At 65.3% G+C, this 20342-nt stretch carries 21 protein-coding genes and 1 riboswitch; of the genes, 8 read left to right on the top strand and 13 right to left on the bottom strand.

Features of this window, described 5'->3' with window-relative positions; genetic code table 11:
• Positions 1-287 precede the first annotated feature (287 nt).
• The 6 genes from NFR41_RS10210 (at position 288) to NFR41_RS10185 (ending at position 4999) form a co-directional block, all read left to right on the top strand.
• Positions 288-1031: a class I SAM-dependent methyltransferase gene (locus NFR41_RS10210; RefSeq protein WP_251231762.1), complete on the top strand. Its 744-nt coding sequence runs from the start codon at positions 288-290 to the stop codon at positions 1029-1031.
• 84 nt (positions 1032-1115) lie between these two features.
• Complete coding sequence (locus NFR41_RS10205) at positions 1116-1805, top strand: Maf family protein (protein WP_160213610.1); 690 nt, start codon at positions 1116-1118, stop codon at positions 1803-1805.
• Between the two features lie 32 nt (positions 1806-1837).
• A riboswitch (TPP riboswitch) is annotated at positions 1838-1948 on the top strand.
• A gap of 66 nt (positions 1949-2014) precedes the next feature.
• Positions 2015-2326, top strand: a complete 312-nt coding sequence (locus NFR41_RS10200; RefSeq protein ID WP_160213608.1) for a thiamine-binding protein — start codon at positions 2015-2017, stop codon at positions 2324-2326.
• A 15-nt stretch (positions 2327-2341) separates the two neighbouring features.
• Positions 2342-3139 carry an ABC transporter permease gene (locus NFR41_RS10195; protein WP_251231761.1) on the top strand — a complete coding sequence of 266 codons (798 nt, stop codon included), beginning with the start codon at positions 2342-2344 and terminating at the stop codon, positions 3137-3139.
• Positions 3136-4191 carry an ABC transporter substrate-binding protein gene (locus tag NFR41_RS10190; protein WP_251231760.1) on the top strand — a complete coding sequence of 352 codons (1056 nt, stop codon included), beginning with the start codon at positions 3136-3138 and terminating at the stop codon, positions 4189-4191. The genes NFR41_RS10195 and NFR41_RS10190 overlap by 4 nt, the downstream gene beginning before the upstream one ends.
• Before the next feature lie 10 nt (positions 4192-4201).
• Complete coding sequence (locus tag NFR41_RS10185) at positions 4202-4999, top strand: ABC transporter ATP-binding protein (protein WP_251231759.1); 798 nt, start codon at positions 4202-4204, stop codon at positions 4997-4999.
• A gap of 28 nt (positions 5000-5027) precedes the next feature.
• Here NFR41_RS10185 and NFR41_RS10180 read toward each other — a convergent pair whose 3' ends face one another.
• Together NFR41_RS10180 and rlmD are read right to left on the bottom strand one after the other, a co-directional pair.
• Complete coding sequence (locus NFR41_RS10180; protein WP_251231758.1) at positions 5028-6245, bottom strand: tRNA lysidine(34) synthetase; 1218 nt, start codon at positions 6243-6245, stop codon at positions 5028-5030.
• Positions 6235-7503: a 23S rRNA (uracil(1939)-C(5))-methyltransferase RlmD gene (gene rlmD / locus NFR41_RS10175; RefSeq protein ID WP_285833875.1), complete on the bottom strand. Its 1269-nt coding sequence runs from the start codon at positions 7501-7503 to the stop codon at positions 6235-6237. Before rlmD ends, NFR41_RS10180 begins: the two co-directional genes overlap by 11 nt.
• A gap of 261 nt (positions 7504-7764) precedes the next feature.
• Between rlmD and NFR41_RS10170 the strand changes: the two genes are divergently transcribed.
• Complete coding sequence (locus NFR41_RS10170) at positions 7765-8541, top strand: dimethylarginine dimethylaminohydrolase family protein (protein ID WP_251231756.1); 777 nt, start codon at positions 7765-7767, stop codon at positions 8539-8541.
• 272 nt (positions 8542-8813) lie between these two features.
• A complete protein-coding gene (locus NFR41_RS10165) occupies positions 8814-9182 on the top strand; it encodes a phage holin family protein (protein ID WP_251231755.1) in 369 nt (122 codons plus the stop codon).
• Positions 9183-9369: 187 nt separating this feature from the next.
• Here NFR41_RS10165 and NFR41_RS10160 read toward each other — a convergent pair whose 3' ends face one another.
• The 11 genes from NFR41_RS10160 to NFR41_RS10110 form a co-directional block, all read right to left on the bottom strand.
• Positions 9370-9681 carry a YbjQ family protein gene (locus NFR41_RS10160; RefSeq protein WP_160213596.1) on the bottom strand — a complete coding sequence of 104 codons (312 nt, stop codon included), beginning with the start codon at positions 9679-9681 and terminating at the stop codon, positions 9370-9372.
• Between the two features lie 49 nt (positions 9682-9730).
• Positions 9731-11074 (bottom strand): adenylosuccinate lyase, encoded by a 1344-nt coding sequence (gene purB / locus NFR41_RS10155; protein WP_251231754.1) that lies wholly within the window; start codon positions 11072-11074, stop codon positions 9731-9733.
• 152 nt (positions 11075-11226) lie between these two features.
• Positions 11227-11904, bottom strand: coding sequence for a potassium channel family protein (locus tag NFR41_RS10150; RefSeq protein WP_160213592.1), 678 nt, complete (start codon positions 11902-11904; stop codon positions 11227-11229).
• A 338-nt stretch (positions 11905-12242) separates the two neighbouring features.
• Entirely contained in the window at positions 12243-12542 is a 300-nt protein-coding gene (locus tag NFR41_RS10145) for a ferredoxin family protein (RefSeq protein WP_160213590.1), read from the bottom strand.
• Complete coding sequence (locus NFR41_RS10140; protein ID WP_251231753.1) at positions 12539-13852, bottom strand: FAD-dependent oxidoreductase; 1314 nt, start codon at positions 13850-13852, stop codon at positions 12539-12541. Before NFR41_RS10140 ends, NFR41_RS10145 begins: the two co-directional genes overlap by 4 nt.
• 10 nt (positions 13853-13862) lie before the next feature.
• Entirely contained in the window at positions 13863-14747 is an 885-nt protein-coding gene (locus NFR41_RS10135; RefSeq protein WP_251231752.1) for an electron transfer flavoprotein subunit alpha/FixB family protein, read from the bottom strand.
• A 43-nt stretch (positions 14748-14790) separates the two neighbouring features.
• A complete protein-coding gene (locus tag NFR41_RS10130) occupies positions 14791-15549 on the bottom strand; it encodes an adenine nucleotide alpha hydrolase family protein (RefSeq protein WP_251231751.1) in 759 nt (252 codons plus the stop codon).
• A gap of 270 nt (positions 15550-15819) precedes the next feature.
• Positions 15820-16479 (bottom strand): potassium channel family protein, encoded by a 660-nt coding sequence (locus NFR41_RS10125; protein WP_160213586.1) that lies wholly within the window; start codon positions 16477-16479, stop codon positions 15820-15822.
• An 18-nt stretch (positions 16480-16497) separates the two neighbouring features.
• Positions 16498-17385 carry a CMP-2-keto-3-deoxyoctulosonic acid synthetase gene (locus NFR41_RS10120; protein ID WP_251231750.1) on the bottom strand — a complete coding sequence of 296 codons (888 nt, stop codon included), beginning with the start codon at positions 17383-17385 and terminating at the stop codon, positions 16498-16500.
• Between the two features lie 267 nt (positions 17386-17652).
• A complete protein-coding gene (locus tag NFR41_RS10115) occupies positions 17653-19707 on the bottom strand; it encodes a PH domain-containing protein (protein ID WP_251231749.1) in 2055 nt (684 codons plus the stop codon).
• A complete protein-coding gene (locus NFR41_RS10110) occupies positions 19707-20198 on the bottom strand; it encodes a PH domain-containing protein (protein WP_251231748.1) in 492 nt (163 codons plus the stop codon). Before NFR41_RS10110 ends, NFR41_RS10115 begins: the two co-directional genes overlap by 1 nt.
• Between the last annotated feature and the right edge of the window lie 144 nt (positions 20199-20342).

Genomic DNA, 20342 nt, shown 5'->3' with positions numbered 1-20342 from the left:
CTAAGTTCCTCTAAGTTCCTCTAAGTTCCTCTAAGTTCCTCTAAGTTCCTCTAAGTTCCTCTAAGTTCCTCTAAGTTTCTCTAAGTTCCTCTAAGTTTCTCTAAGTTTCTCTAAGTTTGCAAGCGAATCGGACCGAAAAGCGACAGGTAGCCAGAAAGCCGCCGCGCGTGCTTCGACAGCCGCAGAACGACGCACCGAGCGACGGGGGCTCGCAAGCGTATATACTATGTCGGCAGAAACCAGAGGCGCCTGCGTGATGCGCCCCGCACCACCGACCAGGAGATTCTATGGCCATCGACACCGCCACCGGACTGGAAGCGCCCGCCGAGCTTTCCTCGGAGCGGGTGAAGAGCGTGTTCTCGTCCATTGCCCGCAAGTACGAGCGATTCAACGCCATTTCCAGTTTCGGCGCCTACAAGGCCTGGGTGGCCGGCATGATGCGCCAGGCGGATATCGACCCCAGCCACGACGTGCTCGACATCGCCGGCGGCACGGGCGAGATCACCTTCGCAGTGGCCCGGTCGAAGCACCCCCGCCACATACAGTGCACCGACCTGGTTCCCGAGATGCTGGAGGTTGCCCGCGCCCACATGGCCGAGGGCGCCTCGTGCGGCGTGCCGGTGGACTTCCAGGTGGTGGACGCCCAGGACATCCCCTACGCGGACGAATCCTACGATGTGGTCACCATGGCCTACGGCATCCGCAACATGCCCAAGCGCGAGCAGGCGCTCTCCGAGATGCTGCGCGTGCTGCGCCCGGGCGGCCAGCTGGTGTGTCTGGAGTTCTCCACGCCGCCCAACGGCGCCTGGCGCGCGCTCTACCGCTTCTACCTGAAGCGCCTTATCCCCTTCTGGGGCGGCCTGGTCACCGGCGACCGCGAGGGCTTCGTCTATCTGGCCAAATCCATCAAGGCCTTCCCCGACCAGCAGGGGTTCGCAACGCTCATGGAGCAGGCCGGGTTCACGGACGTGGCCTGGAAGAACTACACAGGCGGCATCGCTGCGGTCCATACCGCCCGCAAGCCAACCTAAGCAACAGGCGCCGTTGCAGCGCGGGGCCGCTCGCAGCCAGCAAACGCAAGCGACGCCCCTATAAGCACCGAGGAAAGGACACCCATGAGCGAGACCAACGCCGCCGAAGAGACCCAAAGCCAGCCCGCAGCCCCCGAGCGCTTCGAGGTGATCCTAGCCTCCAGCAGCCCCCGGCGCCGCCAACTGCTGGAAGAGGCCGGCGTGGTCTTCCGCGTGCAGACCCCCATCACCCCGGTGGACGAGTCGCTGGCCTCCCTCGACCCCGACGTGGCCGCCGACCCCGCCGAAGCTTGCAAGAAGCTGGCGGAGAAGAAGGCGGGCGCCGTGGTGCAGGACGTGCTGACGCAGGATTTCACGGGCATGGCCGCCATTATCGGCGCCGACACCATGGTGGTGCTCGACGGCCAGATCTTCGGCAAGCCCAGAAGCCTCTCGGACGGCAAGCGCATGCTGCGGCAGCTGTCCGGCCGCACCCACCAGGTCATGACCGCCGTGTCGTTGTGGCTGATAAGCGCTCCAGACGCGGAGAAGGTATCGCTGGGATTCCGCACGTTCATCGACATCGCCCAGGTGACCTTCCGCGACCTGACCGACCAGGAGATCGACGACTACCTGCGCAAGGGCGAGTCCTTCGACAAGGCCGGCGCCTACGCGGTGCAAGGCGAGGGGGCGGCGCTGGTGAGCCGGGTGGACGGCAGCCTCTCCACGGTCATCGGGCTGCCGGTGGAGCGCCTGCTGGCCGATTTCCCCGATTTGGCGACGCCGGCTTCCTAGGTGCTTGACAAGATCGTGCGCCTTCGTCAGACTGAAAGGGCACGGGGAGCTCGAAACGACGGGCTGAGAGGCAGGTACCTTCCTGCGACCCGCATACCTGATCTGGGTAATGCCAGCGGAGGAACAAGCGCCATACCGGTTACGCGTCTTTGCAACCCCGCCCGTATTCCCAGGCGGGGTTTTCGTTTACGAGCAAAGGAGCGCAACCGATGCAAGCAAGCGCAGCTATCCAGGTTCTGCCCGCCACCTTGGACGACGAGGAAGTGGTACGCATCGTCGACGAGGTGATCGACTACCTCAAGTCAACGGGACTGAAGTGCTACGTGGGCCCCTTCGAGACCACCGTGGAAGGCGACAGCTACGACCAGATCATGGACGTGCTGAAGGAATGCCAGCATGTGGCCATCAAGGCCGGGGCGCCGAAGGTGAGCGCCTACATCAAGGTGGAGTGGAAGCCCGAAGGCGAGATTCTGTCCATCGACCGCAAGGTGACCAAGCATCACCTGGACGACGACGAGTAGAGGCAGCCGCCGGCCATGCTGCGCTCGCGCCTGAAAGCCTATCTGCCGGCCGTCGTAGCTGTCGCTACGGCCCTGGGGCTGTGGCAGCTGCTGTCCGCAAGCGGCCTCGTGCCCGGCTACATGCTGCCCTCGCCGGCGGAAGTGCTGGCAGTCTTCCCCACCGACAGCCCCCTGCTGCTGGAGCACGGGCTTATCACGCTGCAGGAGGCGGCGCTTGGGCTTGCCGCGGGGGTGGCCTTCGGTTTTGCCGTGGCCGTGCTCATGGACGCCTTCGACGCGCTGCGCCGGGCAATCTACCCGCTGCTCGTGCTCAGCCAAACCATCCCCGTGGTGGCCATCGCGCCGCTGCTGGTGCTGTGGCTTGGCTACGACATAATGCCGAAGGTGGTGCTGGTGGCGCTCATGACGTTCTTCCCCGTGGCCGTGGGCCTGCTGCAGGGCTTCCAATCCGTTGATCCCGACGAGGTCGCGCTGCTGCGCACCATGGGCGCCAACCGCTGGCAGGTGTTCCGCTACGGAAAGATCCCCGCCGCGCTGCCGGAGTTCTTCTCGGGGCTGCGCATCGCCGTCACCTACGCCATGGTTGGCGCCGTCATCAGCGAATGGCTGGGAGGCTTCGGCGGCCTGGGCGTGTACATGACCCGGGTGCAGAAAGCCTTCGCCTTCGACAAGATGTTCGCCGTCATCTTCCTCATCTCGGCCCTGTCGTTGCTGCTCATGGCCCTGGTGAGCCTTATCGAACGGAGGGCTATGCCCTACCGGTTCCCCAAGCAAAGCCGCACCGATTCCCCTGAAGGAGACCGATCGAAATGAAACAATCCGCACCCGAAACGCACCGGTCGAAAGCCGGACGCATCCGCGTGGCCCTCGCCGCCGCTCTCGCAGGCTGCCTTCTGCTGAGCGCCATGCTGGCCGGATGCTCGTCGAACGCCACCGAAAGCAGCTCGGGCGAAAGCACTCCCATCACCTTCATGCTGGACTGGACCCCCAACACCAACCATACCGGGCTCTACGTAGCCCTTGCCAAGGGCTACTTCGCCGAAGCGGGCCTGGACGTCACCGTGGTGCAACCGCCCGACAACGGGGCCGAAGCCCTGGTCGCCTCGGGGAAGGCCCAGTTCGGCATCAGCTTCCAGGACACCATGGCGCCGGCGCTCACCAGCGAGACGGCCCTGCCCATCACCGCCGTGGCAGCCGTGGTGCAGCACAACACCTCCGGCATCGTATCCCGTGCCGGCGAAGGCATGGACCGGCCGCGAGGGCTTGAGGGCCACACCTACGCCACCTGGGACCTGCCCGTGGAGAAAGCCACCATCGCCCAGGTCATGGAGGCCGACGGCGGCGACTTCGGCAAGGTGACGCTCGTGCCCTCCACGGTAACCGACGAGGTGTCCGCCCTGAGCTCGAAGTCGGTGGACGCCATCTGGATCTTCGAGGGCTGGGCGGGCAAGGCCTGCGAGGTGGCCGGGCTCGACACCGACTACTTCGCCTTCGCCGACATCGACCCGGTATTCGACTACTACACCCCCGTGGTCATCGCCAACGACCGGTTCCTGGCCGATCATCCGCAGGAAGCGCGCGCGTTCCTTGCCGCCCTCGCCCGCGGCTACGAAGACGCCATCGCCGACCCGGACGCAGCCGCAGCCCTGCTCATAGAGCAGGTGCCCGAACTGGCCAGCAGCGAGGAGCTTATCGTGGAAAGCCAGCGCTACCTGTCCGGCCAGTATCAGGCCGACGCCGCATCCTGGGGCGTCATCGACCCGGCCCGCTGGCAGGCGTTCTACCAGTGGCTGGTGGACAACAGCCTGGTCGAAGGCACGCTCGACCCCGCATCGGGCTTCAGCAACGACTACCTGCCGAACTAGGAGCGTCCCCGTGGCCCGGCCCGCCGACATCTCCCCGCGCAACGCCGTCGATCCCGCCGCGGCGGCCCTCTCGATACGCCACGTGTCCGTGGCCTTCGCGGGACGGACGGTGCTGCGCGACGTCTCCTTGGAGCTGCGCGACGGCGAGGCGACGGCCGTCGTAGGGGCAAGCGGCGGCGGAAAGACCACCCTGTTCAACGTTGCAGCGGGCCTGCTGCGGCCCGACGCGGGCCAGGTGCTCCTCGGCGGGCATGACATCACCGGGCACCCCGGATCGGTGGCCTACATGATGCAGAAGGACCTGCTTCTGCCGAACCGCCGCGTAGTGGACAACGTAGCCCTGCCGGCGCGCCTTGCCGGCGTCCCCAGGGCCGAAGCCCGAAGCCGAGCCGCCGCGCTCCTTCCCGACTTCGGCCTTGGGGACAGCGCCGATTTGTGGCCGAGCCAGCTTTCCGGCGGCATGCGCCAGCGCGTGGCCCTCGCGCGCACCTACCTGCTCGCCACCTTGGGAGGCGGCGGCGTTGCCCTGCTGGACGAGCCGTTCTCGGCCCTGGACGCGCTCACGAAGGCGGAAATGCACCGCTGGTACCTAAAGGTCATGGGACGCATCCGGCTGTCCACCCTGTTCGTCACCCACGACATCGACGAGGCCCTGCTGCTCTCCGACCGCGTGCTGGTGCTCAAAGACGGCGCCATAGCCCACAGCGAAGCCGTAAACCGCGGCGGCGACCCGAAGTCCGCCGACTTCGCCCTGACGGAGAGCTTCCTCGCCCATAAGCGCCGCATCCTCGACGCCCTGGGCTCCTAGCGCCAGGCGAGGAGACCGCCGAAAGGCCTTACGCGCGCTTCCTTCTTGCACGGAAGGCGGCCATGGGCTCCACGCGCACGCCGTGCTTGTTGGCGCTCACGGCAAGATTCCCCTGGATGTTGGCAACGTATCCGCTGTTCACAGAGGCGGTTTCCTCCCCTGCGGCGCGCGGACGCCAGCCGTCGAGCACCGCCTGCACGCTGACGAACTCAACCCGGGCGTCGGGGCCCAGCATCGCCTGAAGCAATCGGTCCGCCAGCCGACGCTGCAGCGGCAGCGGCTGCTCGCCCAGCTCGGGCAGCAAAAGGAAGCCCTCCGACGCATCCGGCGCACCCCCCTCGATGCCCTCCGGGCAACGCCGATCGTCTTTCCCGGACCCCTCGTCGCACAGCCATCGCGCGAAGCGCTGCTGCAGGTCGTCGACCATGGCCTCCAGCATATCGTCCTCGTCGGCCATAAGGTTCATGGTGCGCGTGAGCGTTGCCAGCAGCTGGGGGTTGCGCTCCTTGGCCTTCGGCACGATCTGGTGGCGCACGAAGGCGCGGAAGCGGTCGGTATGGGCGTTGGTGGCGTCCTCGCGCCAGAGCATCGTGGGCGCAAGGGCCTGGCCGCTCTCGTCGGCCACGTAATCAGCGCTTGCCGAGGTCAGCGCCATCGGCAAGCCTGCCTCCTTGCGACAACCCAGGTAGTCGCGCAGCTGCTGGCGACCGAAGTCGAGCAGCGGGCGGCACACCGGTCCGTTGCGGTAGAGCATCGAGCGAAGCCCGCCCGGACCCGTGCCCACGATGGAGCGCATGTAGAAGCTCTCCACACGGTCATCGGCCGTATGGGCCGCGAAGATGCGTCCGGCAGCAAGCGGGAAACCCTCGTGGAAGCACAGACTTGCCAGGGCCTCGTTCGCAGCCAGGTACCGCTCTCGGCGCGCAACGGCCTCCACGTTGCCGCCCTCGCGGCGAACCATGCCGCTTATGTCAACCTCGCAGCTGAACAGAGGGATGTCCAGCAGAAGCGCCAGCTCGCCCACGAAGCGCGCGTCCTCGTCGGCCGCCGAGGCGCGCAGCTTGTGGTTCACGTGCAGCATGGCCAGCGGCCCCAGGGCGCCGCAAGCGCGCAGCTCGGCGCACAGGTAGGCCAGCGCCGTGGAATCCGACCCGCCCGACACCATGAGCAGCACCGGAGTGTCGGGGCCGGCCAACCCCCTGCGCTCGATCGTCTCCCGAACGTCCTCCGAAAGCTCATACGCCATGGCGCTCGCCGCCTTCCGCGATCTCGCCGTGAACCGCGCTACCGCCGCGCACCAGCAGCGCCACGGTTTCCACGTGAGGCGTGTGCGGGAACATATCCACCGGCTGCACAACCTGCACCTTGTACCCCGCCTTCCGCAGCCGATCGATGTCGCGCACCTGGGTTTGGGGGTTGCACGAGATGTAGACGATGCGCTCGGGCGCAAGCGAGGCGGCCGCACGCAAGAACTCTTCGCTTGCCCCCGCCCGCGGCGGGTCCATGAGCAGCACCAACGGCTCGGCGGCCCGCTGCTCTCCCGTCCCGTCGACGGCACCAAAGGCCTGATCGGCCCGCTGCGCCGCCAAGTCCTCCATGAACGCACCCGCATCGCCCACCACGAACTCGGCGTTATCCACCCCGTTGTGCCGGGCGTTTTCCCGCGCATCGCGAATAGCGGAGGCTACGGTATCCACCCCCACGACGCGGGCCGCCCCCGCCTTTGCAGCCACCAGCCCGATGGTTCCCGTCCCGCAATAGGCGTCGATGGCGCATTCGTTGCCGGCGAAGGCCGCCAAATCCACGGCTGTTCGGTACAGCACCTCGGTTTGCACGGCGTTCACCTGGTAAAACGATTGCGACGAAATGCGGAAGCTCAGGCCGCAGAGCGTATCCAGGATGAACCCGGGGCCGTAGAGCACGCGCTCCCGATCGCCTAAGATGACGTTGGTCTGGCGCGTGTTCACGTTCTGGACCACCGTGGTTACCGCAGGGCAGCGCCGCACGAGCTCGCGGCAGAACGACCGCGAACCGGGGAACGCATCATCGTTGGTCACCAGCGTGACCAGCACCTCCCCGCTCTCATGGCCCACGCGGATGACGGCATGGCGCAGAAATCCCTCGCCCGAATCCTCGTTGTAGGGCGCCATGTGAAACTTCGGCATGAGCTGGCGGACGACCTGCACAATGGCCTTCGCCGTCTCGTTCTCCACCAGGCACTCGCGGGTGTCGACGATGCGATGGCTGCCGGCCGCATACATGCCGCAGGCGATAGAGCGCGCCTGCAACGCGCCCTTCCCCGACGCCGAACCCGTCCTTGCGGGCGCATAGGGGGATGTCACCTTGTTGCGATAGTGGTAGGGGTCGCGCATGCCCAGAATGGGGCGCAGCGCGTCCGCCGAAGCAACGCCGGCGAAGAGCTCGGCCACGGCGCGGTCCTTCTCCGCCAGCTGCTCGCCGTAGGGCCTATTCACAGACTGGCAGGCACCGCATTGCCGCGCCACGGGACAACAAAGTCCCCCCGGGCGGCTCTTCCCTGCGCCCGCATCGGCGCGCGCAGCAGCGATTCGCCTATGCGCCGCTTCGGGCCGGGCCTTCCCCGTCGCCTTGGGCTTAGCCGTCTTCGCCACCCTCTTCGGCCGACCCTTCGCCGCTATCTGTTGTTTCTTCTTCGTCATCCACATCCGTCCGCCGGTTCTCGTTCGCTGGATTATAGTATAGCCAGTGGGAAAACCATGAACCAAGCAACCGATAAGGAGAGTTTCATGACCAAGTTTTCGCATGTAATCGTCCGCAAGCCTGCCCGCTCCCTCATCGACGGTATCACCTCCGCTCCCGAGCTGGGCAAGCCCGATTACGATCTGGCCGTCAAGCAGCACGACGACTACATCGCGGCCCTCAAGCAGTGCGGTGTGGACGTCACCGAGCTGCCCGCCCTGGAGGAGTACCCGGACAGCTGCTTCGTGGAGGATCCCGCGGTCATCACGCGCATGGGCGCCATCATCACCAACCCCGGCGCAGAAAGCCGCAACGGCGAGAAGATGGAGATCGAGCCGGCCATCCGCCAGTTCTTCGACGACGAGCACATCAAGCGCATCGAGTTCCCGGGCACCCTGGAGGGCGGCGACGTTATGATGGTGGGCGACCACTTCTACGTGGGCCGCTCCGCCCGCACCAACGAGGAGGGAATCCGCCAGTTCTGCGAGATCCTGGAGGGCTGGGGGCTTGAAGGTTCCGAGGTCCCGCTGGAGTACGTGCTGCACCTCAAGACTGGCGTGAACTACCTCGAGGATGGAAACATGCTGGTCAGCGGCGAGTTCGTGACGAAGCCCGACTTCCAGCAGTACAACCTCATCGAAATCCCCGAGGACGAGGCCTACGCCGCAAACTGCATCTGGGTCAACGGCACCGTCATCGTGCCCGAGGGCTACCCTGCGGTCCTGAAGGCCGTGCAGGACGCCGGCTACAAGACGCTCGTGGTCGACACCAGCGAGTACCGCAAGCTCGACGGCGGCCTGTCCTGCCTCTCCTTGCGCTTCTAAGAGACGGCAGATCGGCAGCCTCCAGCGTTCGGCGGCCCGCCGTGCCGCATCTCCATACTGCTCCCTCGCGAAGGGCCGGAAGCAAAACGTTTCCGGCCCTTCGTTTTGCCGGTGCGACGCAACGCCTCGTCGCACCGGCCCCGAGAGTTCCCCCGCCAGATTCACCATCAGCCAACAGTTTGCCGACCAAGGCGATTCTCCGCCCTATTCCCATTTATAGTTTGCTGCGAACAAGCAAATCGGGTTTAGAGAGCGCATCGAAAGGAGACGCCATGAACTTCCTCATTCGCTGGCTGGTCACTGCCATCGCCGTCGCTGCGGCCGTCTGGATCGTCCCCGGCTTCGAAACCATCGGCGGAGATTCGGCCTGGGTGGCCATCGCGCTGTTCTCGCTGGTGCTTTCCCTGGTGAACATAGCCATCAAGCCCATCCTGCAGATCTTGAGCCTGCCTATCACGGTGCTCACCTTGGGGATCTTCTACCTGGTGGTGAACACGCTGCTGCTCTACATTGCGGCATGGCTGGCCAACGGGCTGTTCGGCGCGGGATTCCTCATCGCTTCGTTCGGCAGCGCCTTCGTGGCCAGCATCGTCATCTCCATCGTGAGCGCCATCGTGAATTCCGTCGTGGGCGCCGATTAAGCCGTAGGTTCCATAGGCTCCCTGCCCTCCCCCGTATCCCGACCCCTCGCTCCCTGCCCTCCCCCGCATTCCGCCCGCCCCGAACGGATAGGGGCAGGATGCATAAGGAAGGGGTTCCGCAGCATTTCCCGCAGAACCCCTCTCCCATGCATTATCTCACACGAGGACAACGCCTCATCTGTGCCGGCTAGAGCAGCTTCACCGCCGTGCCGTAGGCCAGCATCTCGATGGCGCCGTCGGCCACCGTCTCGCTAGCATAGCGCGCGGCGATGATTCCGTCGGCCCCCATGGACTCGGCCATGGCCACCATGCGGTCCGTGGCGATCTGGCGTGCCTCGTCGGTCATCTGCGTGTAGGTCTCGATCTCGCCGCCTACCATGCTCTTGAAGCCCGCCATCATGTCGCGGCCTATGTTCTTCGAGGTCACGATGTTGCCGCGCACCAAACCGATGACCTGCACGTACTGGCCGGGCACCACTTCCGCCGTCGTTACAACCATGCCGTCTCCTTCCCTCGGAAAGCTCCCTTGAAAACCTGCTGCCAGCGTACTAGAACTCCAAACCTTCCAAACGCTCGAACACCACGTCCTTGCGCGTGAGGAAATCCCACGGGTCGAAGATCTCGTCCAGCACCTCGGCCGACAGGTTCGCCTCGGGGTCGGCCTCCAAGCGCTCGCGGTAGGTGGGGCCGTCCACGGCGTTCTGAATGTCCTCCCATACCTTCATGGCGTTGCGCTGCACGATCACGTAGGCGTCCTCGCGGCTGATGCCGGTATCAACCAGGGCAAGCAGCACCTTGCTAGAGAAGATGAGGCCCTTGGTGCGCCACAGGTTGTGCTCCATCTTCGCCGGATAGGTCTGCAGCCCGTCCAGCATCCACTGCATCTTGCCGAACATGTAGTCCAGCGCGATGAAGCTGTCGGCCATGGCCACGCGCTCGGCGCCGGAGTGGGAGATGTCGCGCTCGTACCACAGCGCCACGTCGTCGAGGGCCACCTGGGCGTTCGCCTTCACCACGCGCGCAAGCCCGCACACGCGCTCGGCGGTGATGGGATTGCGCTTGTGGGGCATGGCCGACGAGCCCTTCTGGCCCTTCGCGAACGGCTCCTCGGCCTCGATCACGTCGGACTGCTGCAGCAGGCGCACCTGCATGGCGATGGATTCAAGCGTGGAGGCGGTCACGGCCAAGGCGCACATAACCTGGGCGTGGCGGTCGCGGGCCAGCACCTGGGTGGACAGCGGATCGGGGGTAAGCCCCAGCTTCTCGCACACGTACTGCTCGACGAAGGGGTCGATGCTGGAATAGGTGCCCACCGCGCCGCTGATGGCCCCCGTAGCCGCCACCTCGCGCGCCTGCTCCATGCGCACGAGCGCGCGCTTGAGCGCCCAAGCCCAGCTGCCGAACTTCATGCCGAAGGTCATAGGCTCGGCGTGGATGCCGTGGGTGCGGCCGACGCACAGGGTGTCCTTGAACTCGAAGGAGCGGCGTTTGCAGGTCTCCCCCAGCTGCTTGATGTCTTCTATGATGATGTCGCAGGCCTGGACGATCTGGTAGGACAGCGCCGTGTCGCCCAGATCCGACGAGGTCATGCCGTAGTGCACCCAGCGGCTGGGAGGCTCGGCGTCCTCGGGGATGTCGGCGTCGATGTACTCGGCCATGTTCGTGGTGAAGGCGATGACGTCGTGGTTGGTCACCTTCTCGATCTCGTCGATGCGCTCCACGGTGAAGTCGGCGTGGTCGCGAATCCAGCGGGCCTCATCCTTCGTGATGCCGGACTTGCCGAGCTCCGCCTGGGCCTCGCAGGCCAGCACCTCGATCTCCTTCCAGATGGAGAACTTGTTCTGCAGCTCCCAGATGGCCCCCATGGCGGGACGGGTGTAGCGGTTGATCATATGCGCCGGCGCCTTTCTCTTAAGCACTCCCAACGATTACGCAACCTGTAAAGAATACCACGGCACCGCTAAGCTTAAGCCTGCGCAGCCCCATCCGCGCGAAGATTGCCCGCGACCGAACCGGACCGCAACCAAGCCGCGCGAGAAGACCGCTACAGTCCGCGGAAGGTGGCGCGCACCGCGTCCAGCACGTCGTTGTCAGCCACCACGATGGCCTTGTCGCCGGGGAACATGACCGCTGTGGGGGTGGCTACCTCCACGTTGTCGTCGTCCTTGGGAGAGATGGCAACGATAAGGGAGTTGTCGGGCATGGGCACCTGGCCCACCTGCACCCCCTCCTCGTTAGAATGACGACGCATCCGCGGCACGTTGATCTCGGCCAACATGACGTTGCCATGGGTAAGCGACGTGGCCACGCTCACCGATCCCAGCAGCGCCTCCTCCTCGATGACGCTGGCGATGAGCGTGGTGGACGAGATGCACTCGATGCCCACCTCTTTGAAGATGCGCATGTTCTTCGGGCTGTTCACGCGGGCTACCACGCGGGGAACGTTGAACACGCGCTGGGCGATCTCGCAGGACACCAGGTTGGCGTCGTCCTGGCCCGTGGTGGCCACGAACACGTCCGCATGGCGCACGCCCGCGTCCTCCTGGTACTTCGAGTCGCAGCCGTCGCCGTTGATGATAAGGTAGCGGCCCTGCAGCTCGGCGGACAGGCGGTTGGCCGTGGCCAGCGTCTCCTCGATAATAGCCACCTCGTTGCCGCTGGCAAGCAGCACCGAAGCCAGATACTCCCCCACCTTGCCGCCACCGGCGATCACTACGTACATGCCCGGCACCTTCCGTCGCGCTGAAACAGTGCGCCCATTATAGTCGATACAACGGAGGCCACAGGTGACCGCAACGAGGGACGTGCACTTTCGACACGCTATGCGAACACCGAAGCGGGGCCGCTTCGAGCTAGGGGGCGCCCCGGTGCGCGCCATGGGCGAGAAAGGGCCCCGGCATTGGCCTTCGCGCCATGCCAAGCAATCACGAGGATGCCGAAGCGGGGCCGCTTCGAGCTAGGAGGGGCTGAGGCGAGTGCGAGAGACGTGAAAAGGGGGCGGCATTGGCCTTCGCGCCATGCCGCCCCCTTTGAATGGCTCTCGTGCCGCCTCGGCCTCTCCTAGCCGAAGCGGTATTCGACGCCCATGGTAGGCTGCGGGTTCTCCCATTTCTTGATGATGGTGTCGCCGCAGGCGATGCGGCAGGTGCCGCATTCCAGGCAACCGGCGTAGTCGAAGGAGCGGTTGCCTCCCTCGTCGATCTTGTAGAGGGCGGCCGGGCACACGCGCACCAGCTTCAGGAACTCCTCCAGGTCGCCTTCCAGGTCCACCTCGATATGGGCGTTGGCCTCGTCGACCTCGTACTTGTCCAGGGCCAGAGCCTCGTCCACGTTGACCGTGATGGGTGCTATCTTACTCACAGCGCCTTCACCGCCTTTCGCACTTCTCCGCCGAGCTTGAACAGGCCGCGCTTCTTGACGATGGGCATCATGCGCTTCATCAGCGGCTGCTGCGGCTGTCCGTCCACGCTGAACATGGCGTTGAAGATCTCGGCCACCATGGTGGGATAGTCGTTGAACATGGAGTCCCACTCCTCCATGACATGAGGCCACTTGCTGAAGGTCTGCAAGTCCTTCATGACGAAGGAACCCTCCATCTTCTGCTTGTAGCTGGCAAGGCCGGCAGCGCTCGTGTCGCCGGCGTCCAGAGCAGCCACGGCCGCCTCGCCTGCGAACTGGCCGGAGGCCACGGCGAAGTCCATGCCGCGCACCTGGTAGCCCATGTTCATGCACAGACCCGCCGTCTCGCCGGCCACCAGGCAGCCGTCGAACACGTACTGCGGCACCATGTTGTAGCCGCCTTCGGGCACCATGTGCCCGGAATGCTCCACCAGCTTGCCGCCGCGGATGATGGGCGCCACAGCCGGATGGTTCTTGAAGTCCTCCAGCATCTGGTAGACCGGCACCTCGTTGCGGGAGCCGTCCTCGGCGATGGAGATGGTGGCCACCAGACCCAGGCTGATGGATTCCTTGTTGGTGTACAGGAAGCCGCCGCCCACCGAACCATGGGTGCAGTCGCCCACGAACAGCATGGCCGCGCCCTCGCCCTCGGGGCACAAAAACCTGTCCTCGATGGTGGAGGCGGGCAGCTCGAACACCTGCTTGATGCCCACGGCCATCTGGGAAGCCTTCGGACGGGGGTTGCCCAGGCATTTCTCGGACAGGATAGGGTTGCAGCCCTCGGCCAGGATGACCACATTGGCGCTGATCTCGTCCTCGCCGGCGCGCACGCCGATCACGGCGCCCGACTCGTCCTTGAGCAGCTCCTCCACGGCGATGCCGTAGATGTACTCGGCGCCGGCACTTTCGGCCTTCTCGGCCAGCCACTGGTCGAAGGGGCCGCGCAGCACGCTGTAGGAGTCCTTGCCCTCCTCGGCGAGTACGGGGCTGGTGAAGTCGATGGTCATCTCCGAGTCGCTGTTGAGCATGGCGATACGCTCATGGGTGATCTTGCGCTCCAGGGGCGCTTCCTGCTCGAAGTCGGGGAAGACCTTCTTCAGGGAATGACTGTAGATGCGTCCGCCGGTCATGTTCTTGGCGCCGGCGAAGTTGCCACGCTCGATGACGAGCACGCTCTTGCCGGCGCTGGCAGCCACGTAGGCCGCCACCGCACCGGCGCAACCGGAGCCGATGACGATGACCTCGAAGTCGCGTTCGGGTAGTTCTGCCATGGAAAACCCCTTACAGAGCCGCGTTCAGTGCGGGAAGCACGTCAACGATGTCGCCCACCAGACCGTAGTCGCACTGCTTGAAGATGGGGGCGTTCTTGTCCTTGTTGACAGCGAAGATCACGCCGGAGCGGTTCGCGCCTACCATGTGCTGCATCTGGCCGGAAATGCCCAGGGAGACGTAGACCTTCGGGGACAGCATGAGGCCGGAGACGCCGATGTAGGTCTCGCGGGGCAGCCAGTCCACGCCCTCGGTCAGAGGACGAGAGCAGCCCAGGCCGCCGCCGATCTTGTCGCACAGCTCGCGGGCCATGTCCAGCTGAGCCTCTTCGGAGAAGCCACGGCCGGCAGCCACTACCACGTCGGCCTTGTTCAGGTCGACGCCGCTCTTCTGCACCGGAGCCACCGAAACCAGCTCCACGGCCTTGGCCGGAGCCACCCAGTCCACGGACACGGCCTCGTTGGCGCCGCTGGCCGCTGCATCGGCGAAGGCGCCGGAGCCCACGGTGTACACAGCGAAGTCGGTGGACGGCTTCAGCGCGCGCTCGGCCACGCCGCCGAAGTACAGCGCGGAGGCGGAACCGTCGGCGAAGGACATCACGTCGGTGATGGTGGAAGTGCCCTTGGCAGCGGCGATCTTGCCGGCCACGGTCTTCAGATGACGAGTGGGCTCGACCAGCACCACGCCCACACCCTCGGCATCGGCCAGAGCCAGCAGGGTATCGGCGGCGTCGTCGACGATGGCGCCTTCCGGAACGGCGATGACGGCAACCTTGTCGGCCACGGCCTCGGGAGCCTCACCGAACGTCGCCAGCACCACCTCGTCGGCCATGGTGCGAGCGCCAGCCGACAGCTCGCGGGCGGCGTCGGCGGATTCTGCGATAACGAGTGCCTTCATAGTAGAAGCATCCTTTCTGATACGTTACAACCGGCAGAGGTTCTTACAGGGCGGCCTTGAGGGCGGCGGCGAACTCGTCGATCGCGCCGTCGGCCTTCGCGTCGAGCACCACCAGCTTGCGGTCGGCGGACTCGGGGGCCAAGCAGGAGACCACCTCGGTGGCGCATGCCACCGGAGCCTGCTCGGCGGTGATGGCCGCAGGCTTCTTGCCGGCAGCCAGAATGTCCTTCATGCCGGGGATGCGGGGCAGCGCGATGTCAGGAGTGACGGCAACCACGGCGGGCAGGGCCACGCGCACGGTCTCGACAGCGTTCTCCAGCGTGCGCTCGATGGTAGCAGCGCCGCCGTCGACGTCAACCTTGGTAGCGGCGGTGACCACGGGCAGGCCCATAACGCAGGCCAGCTGCACCGGCACCTGCTGGGCGTAGTTGTCGGCAGAGCCGTCGCCGGCCAGCAGCACGTCGAAGGAGCCAGCGGACTCCACGGCCTTGGCCAGGGCGGCAGCGGTCGCATAGGCGTCCAGGCCGTCCAGGGAGTCATCGGCCACCATGACCAGCTCGTCCACGCCGCGCGCCAGCACGTTCTTCTTCAGCTTCGAATCATCGATGGACTTCGGGCCGACGGTGATGGCCACAACCTTGGAGCCCGGGTTGGCAGCCGCCAGCTGGGCCGCTTCCTCGATGGCGTTCAGGTCGTACTCGGATACCTTCGGCTTGGCTTTGGAGAAATCCAGGGTGCGGTCGGCCTTCACCTGGATGTCCTGGTCGTCCGGGACCACCTTGAAGAGCACTGCGATTTCCATGCTGTTCCTTTCTCGCGTTTTGTTCCCACTCTGCGCCGGGAACGCGAAGAAAACCGCTCCCCCGACAAACAACCTGATACATTTAGTCAGAATAGCAAATAGTGTGCCAATTGGACTACAAGTTGCCTACCAAGAGTTATCAACGCGTAAAGAATCTGATGCAAAATCGCAGAAAACCGCAGCTCATATGCTTATTGATACTGAAAGGAAAGAGGGCGGCGAAAAACAGCCCCGCGAACGCAGCGGACGCGGCTGCGGGCTGGGAATCCGCTAGTCTTGGATGTAGCGGCTGAATTGGTCGATCAGCTCGTGGCGAATGCAGGCGAGCACGGAGTCCCCGTTGTAGAGGATGGAGTCGCGCGTGGGAATGGAGCTGGCCGAGCCGTCACCGCGTTCGAAGGCGATGATGCGGATGTCGTGGTCGCGCTCGATCTCGCCCACGCGGATGGTGCGCTTGTCCGACCAGGAAAGGTCCAGCGAGAAGCGCAGGACCTCGAACTCGCCGAAGGTGTCCAGATGGGCGCCATGGCCCGAGACGATCTTGCTGAACACGTCCTCGGCCACCAGCGACGTGCCGCAGACGTAGTCGATGCCCAGCTGCATGTAGGCGCGCTCGTGGCCCGGGTTGTACAGGCGGGCGATCACATGGGGGACGCCGTGCAGGCGATTGGCGACCTCGGCCACCATGAGGTTCGTGTTGTCGAACTGGGTAACCGCCGCCACCACGTCGCAATCGTCCACGCCGGCCTTCACCAGCACGTCCTCGTCGAACCCGACGCCCTGCAGCGTGGAGCCGTTGAAGCTTCTGCCGAGGTTCGCGAACGCATCGGCGTTCTTGTCGATGACGCAGACGTTGTTGCCGCTGTCGGAGAGCATGTTGGCCAACCGCGATCCCACACGACCGCATCCGACCACGATCACATCGCTCATAAGGCGCCTCCGCGAAAGTTACATGGACTGCATCTGAGAGAGCGTCTTATTGTACCAGTCCGTGGCGTGGGGCGGGCAGTAGGCGGCCGCACCGGCGGGGGTCAGCACGCCGCCGTAGCCTGCAGCCAGGCCGGCGACATGGGCGTTGATGGCCTCTTCCCAGCTGGACCAGCTGGAGTCGCCCCAGCCCCAGGCATTGTAGGGCAGGAAGCAGAAGGAACCCTTGGTGGATTCGGTGTTGGAGATAGCCGGCGACAGGCGCGGGTCCACCCCATTGTCCCAAGCAGCCGTGGCGAACACGCTGCCGTAACCAGCCAGCGGGGAGCCCGCCAGATACGCGTCGATACGGGTGGTCCACTCGGCGATGAAGGACTCGCGGCCCTGGCCCCAGTCGATCTCGGAAAGTGCCGGCTGCGACGGTTCCTCGACGCTCACCTGGGATTCCGCAGCTGCCTGACTGGCAGCAGCCTGCTGGGCCTCAAGCTCGGCTATGCGGGCACGCTCGGCCTCTTCGGCGGCAAGCCGCTCGGCTTCGAGCCGAGCCTCCTCGGCCAGCCGAGCCTCCTCTTCGGCGGCCAGCCGCTCGGCCTCGGCACGGGCCTGCTCCTCCTGAATGCGAGCAACGCCGGCGGAGACGTCGCGGGGGGACGCCTGGGCCAAACCGGACTCGCTGGCATCGGCGGCAAACGCCACCTGCACGTCGTCGACATCGCGCGGAAGCGATACGCGGGTAGCGTTCTCGCCCACGCCAAGATACAGGTTATCCTCCGAAACAGTGCCGCCGGCAACGGCGAACCCGATGCCGATGCAGCCAACGAGCACCAGAGAAATGGCGCCGATGCCCAACGTGGACGCCGCTACGGCGCCTTTGCGGGCAAGAGGTCTTTTCTGAGGCCTACGTGTCATGCGTATCGCACGAATCCCTTCGTTGTCCTGCGCCCAAAAGAGCGCAAAGCAATCCAGCCGCCCGAAGGCGGTCCGCAGCGAGTGTGTGTAGGGTGGATTAGCTGTCGGATAAGGTAGCTGTATGTAAATGACTGGTGCATTTTACCCAAAACCCGCGGGCGAACGCAAAGTTTTGTGGAGCGGGCGTTCACGGTTTGTTCGCTTGACAAAGCCGCTTTTTTGAAGTTCGCAGGTGGCCCCCGTAACATGACGGGGGCCACCTCAAATCTATTGTGAAGAACCTTTGTTCACTTTAACGGAGCCGAAACCCGCAAGGTCGCAATCCTGGCCGCCGGGCATGGCCCACTCCAGCCACAAGGCCGCCTCCTCGCGCCCCGCGTCCACGAGCGAGACCTTGGTTCCCCCCACCCCGGCCGCGGTGACTGCCACGATGGTGGCCGTCCGGGCGAGGCGCTGGAAGGGATTGGTCTTGGTGAAGGCGAACTGTATCTTCTTGCGGGGGAAGGTGACCGACTCCCGCGCAAGGCCGCCGTTGGTCACCTGCATGAACGAGCGGTTGACGGCGAAGCTCGACTCCCGCGCCCACAGCACCGCGCTCACCACCTCGAGCACGAAGAGCACAAGCCCCAAGGCGATCAGGCCGGCGGTCACGATGGTCAACACGAACAGCACCTCGTCCACGTCGGAGGGAACGTCGGCCAGAGCCCAGGCGATCTGGGGCGCGAAGGCAGCCAGCACGCAGCCGACGACGGCGCACCAGAAGCCCCCGCCCAGCCACACCGCTCGGCGCAGGATGGCGCGGCGCAGGGCAACGGCGGCCACGGGGATGGGCGCGGTGGGCACGTCGGCGAACTCGGGCACCAGGCCGCTCAGAATCTCCGGCACGCGACTCATCTTGACGAACGGATGGATGACCAGGCCCTTGTCCGAAACGTTGGCCTGCTTCTCGCCGTCGCCCGTCACGCTGTCCACCTTGCCCAGTGACAGCTCGCAGTAGCCCATGATGCGCCGGATCAGCGACTGGCGCACCACCACGCTCTGCACCCGGTCAACATCCACGCCGGAGAACTGGTGCTGCAGAAGCCCGCGCTCCACCTCGATGCGGCTGTCGCGGCGCCGCGCCTTGAAACCGCCGTAGGTCAGGCAGGTGGACAGCACCGAAAGACCCCACATCACCAGGGCAAACGAAATCAAGGCCACCGCAATGGCAACCGCAGCGTTGCCGCCGAACAGGCGCAACGACTGGTCGATGACGAAGTCCAGGGCCGCATCGTTGGAACCGAAGAACATCGGCAGAACCTCGCCCACAAGCTGCGCGGCGCCGGTCACCAAGCCGACGAGCACCACCACGAAGGCGGTGTTGTTGGAGAGGGCCGTGAGCACCAGCTCCTTGTTGGTCAGGCCGTACTCGTAGCTCACGCGCCCCGTTTCCACGACCTGACCGCCGAAGACGCTGCCCACTTCGTCCCAGAGCTCCACGCCGACGTCCAGCACGTTGCCCGCTCCGTCGGCCTCCGTCGCCGCGACGGCAGCGCGTTCGGAAGAAGGCGCCTTCTGGCCGGCCGCAAGCTGCTGCTTGCGCGAGAACAGCTCGCGGCGCAGCCATTCGGCCCGATTGCGCGTCACGTAGGGAACCACCACTGCCTTGTTCGACGAACCGCCCGCGGTCTCTATCTGCACCGTGCAGACGCCCAGTACGCGCTGCAGCAGGGTCGCCCGCTGGTCGACGGACTGGATGCGCTGGTAGGGCACGTGCACCTGCTTCTTGTTGAAGATGCCCGAGTACAGTGCGAACTCGTCGGGGGTGATCTGATAGTAGAGATGCCTCCAGGACCACCAGGTGCCCAGGAACGCAAGGGCGGCCACGAGCGCCGCGCCGGCCGCCGTGATGCCGACGATGATAAGCGCGATCGCTGCCCCGCCGCCGGGATCGATTCCGTCCGCCAGCAAGCCCACTAGCGTGCCGCTCATGGAGACGGCCAGGGCGAACAGCACCGCGAAGATGCTCTTCAGGCCGCCAAGCCAGATGTAGCTGGAATGCACGTGGAGCTTCTCGCCCTCCAGGGGCGTCTCGCCCGCGGAAGCGTCGGGGACGGCGGGGGCGGCACAGACGACAGGGGCGACCTGCGTCCCCGGGGAAATCGGCGCGGCGGACGACAGAGGCACCGCGGGCTCCACTGCGGGCTGGACCTGCGGCACCCCGGTCTGCGCCGTGGGCGCTCCGGCTTGCGGCACAGGCGCGCCGGCGGCCGGAACGGCCGGAGCCACCCGGTCCTCCACGCGCGGAGCCGGCGGCCGGGGCACGGGGTTCTGCGGCGCCATCACACGTCCTCCCGAGCGATGCGGGCGAGCTCCGCGGCCTTGTCGCGCACCTGGGCGGCCTCTTCGGAGTCCAAACCGGGAATGGCATGCTCGCCGGCGGCCGTGGCCACGGTTACGCTGGAAAGCCCGAACATCCTTAGCACTGGTCCCTGCTGGGTGTCGGTGTTCTGCACACGGATGAAGGGGATGACAAAGCGCTTGCGCCATACGATGCCGCGCTCGATCTGCAGATAGTCGGGGCTGATCTGGTAACGCCAGCGCGCGTAGCGGATAGGCGGGATCACCGCCAACAGCAGCACCAACAGCACAGCGTAGATAGCGGCCATCGCCCCGCAAACACCCCAAGCCCAGGAACTTTCCTCGTCGAAGACCGCTATCAGAAAGAACGTGGCCACGCATCCGAGGAACACAAGCGTAAGCGTGATGGCGTCGGTGATGCGCCACACCGCCTTGACCCGCGGATCCAACTGGTTAGCCAAAGGGTTGCTCATAGGGTTCCTTCCACACGAACGGCGGCCGCATCGTGCAGCCGCGCAATTGCCTCAACGCAAAAGAATACCCCATTACAGTCTGAATCGTAGTTGGTCCGACCGTTTAAGTCCCCTGCCCGGACAGTCGGATTACGATTGACATAT

The organism is Adlercreutzia aquisgranensis, assembly GCF_943193145.1.
GTDB classification, from domain to species: Bacteria; Actinomycetota; Coriobacteriia; order Coriobacteriales; family Eggerthellaceae; genus Xiamenia; species Xiamenia aquisgranensis.
Note: the sequence above shows the minus strand (reverse complement) of the source record. Positions and strands in the feature narration are given on the sequence as shown.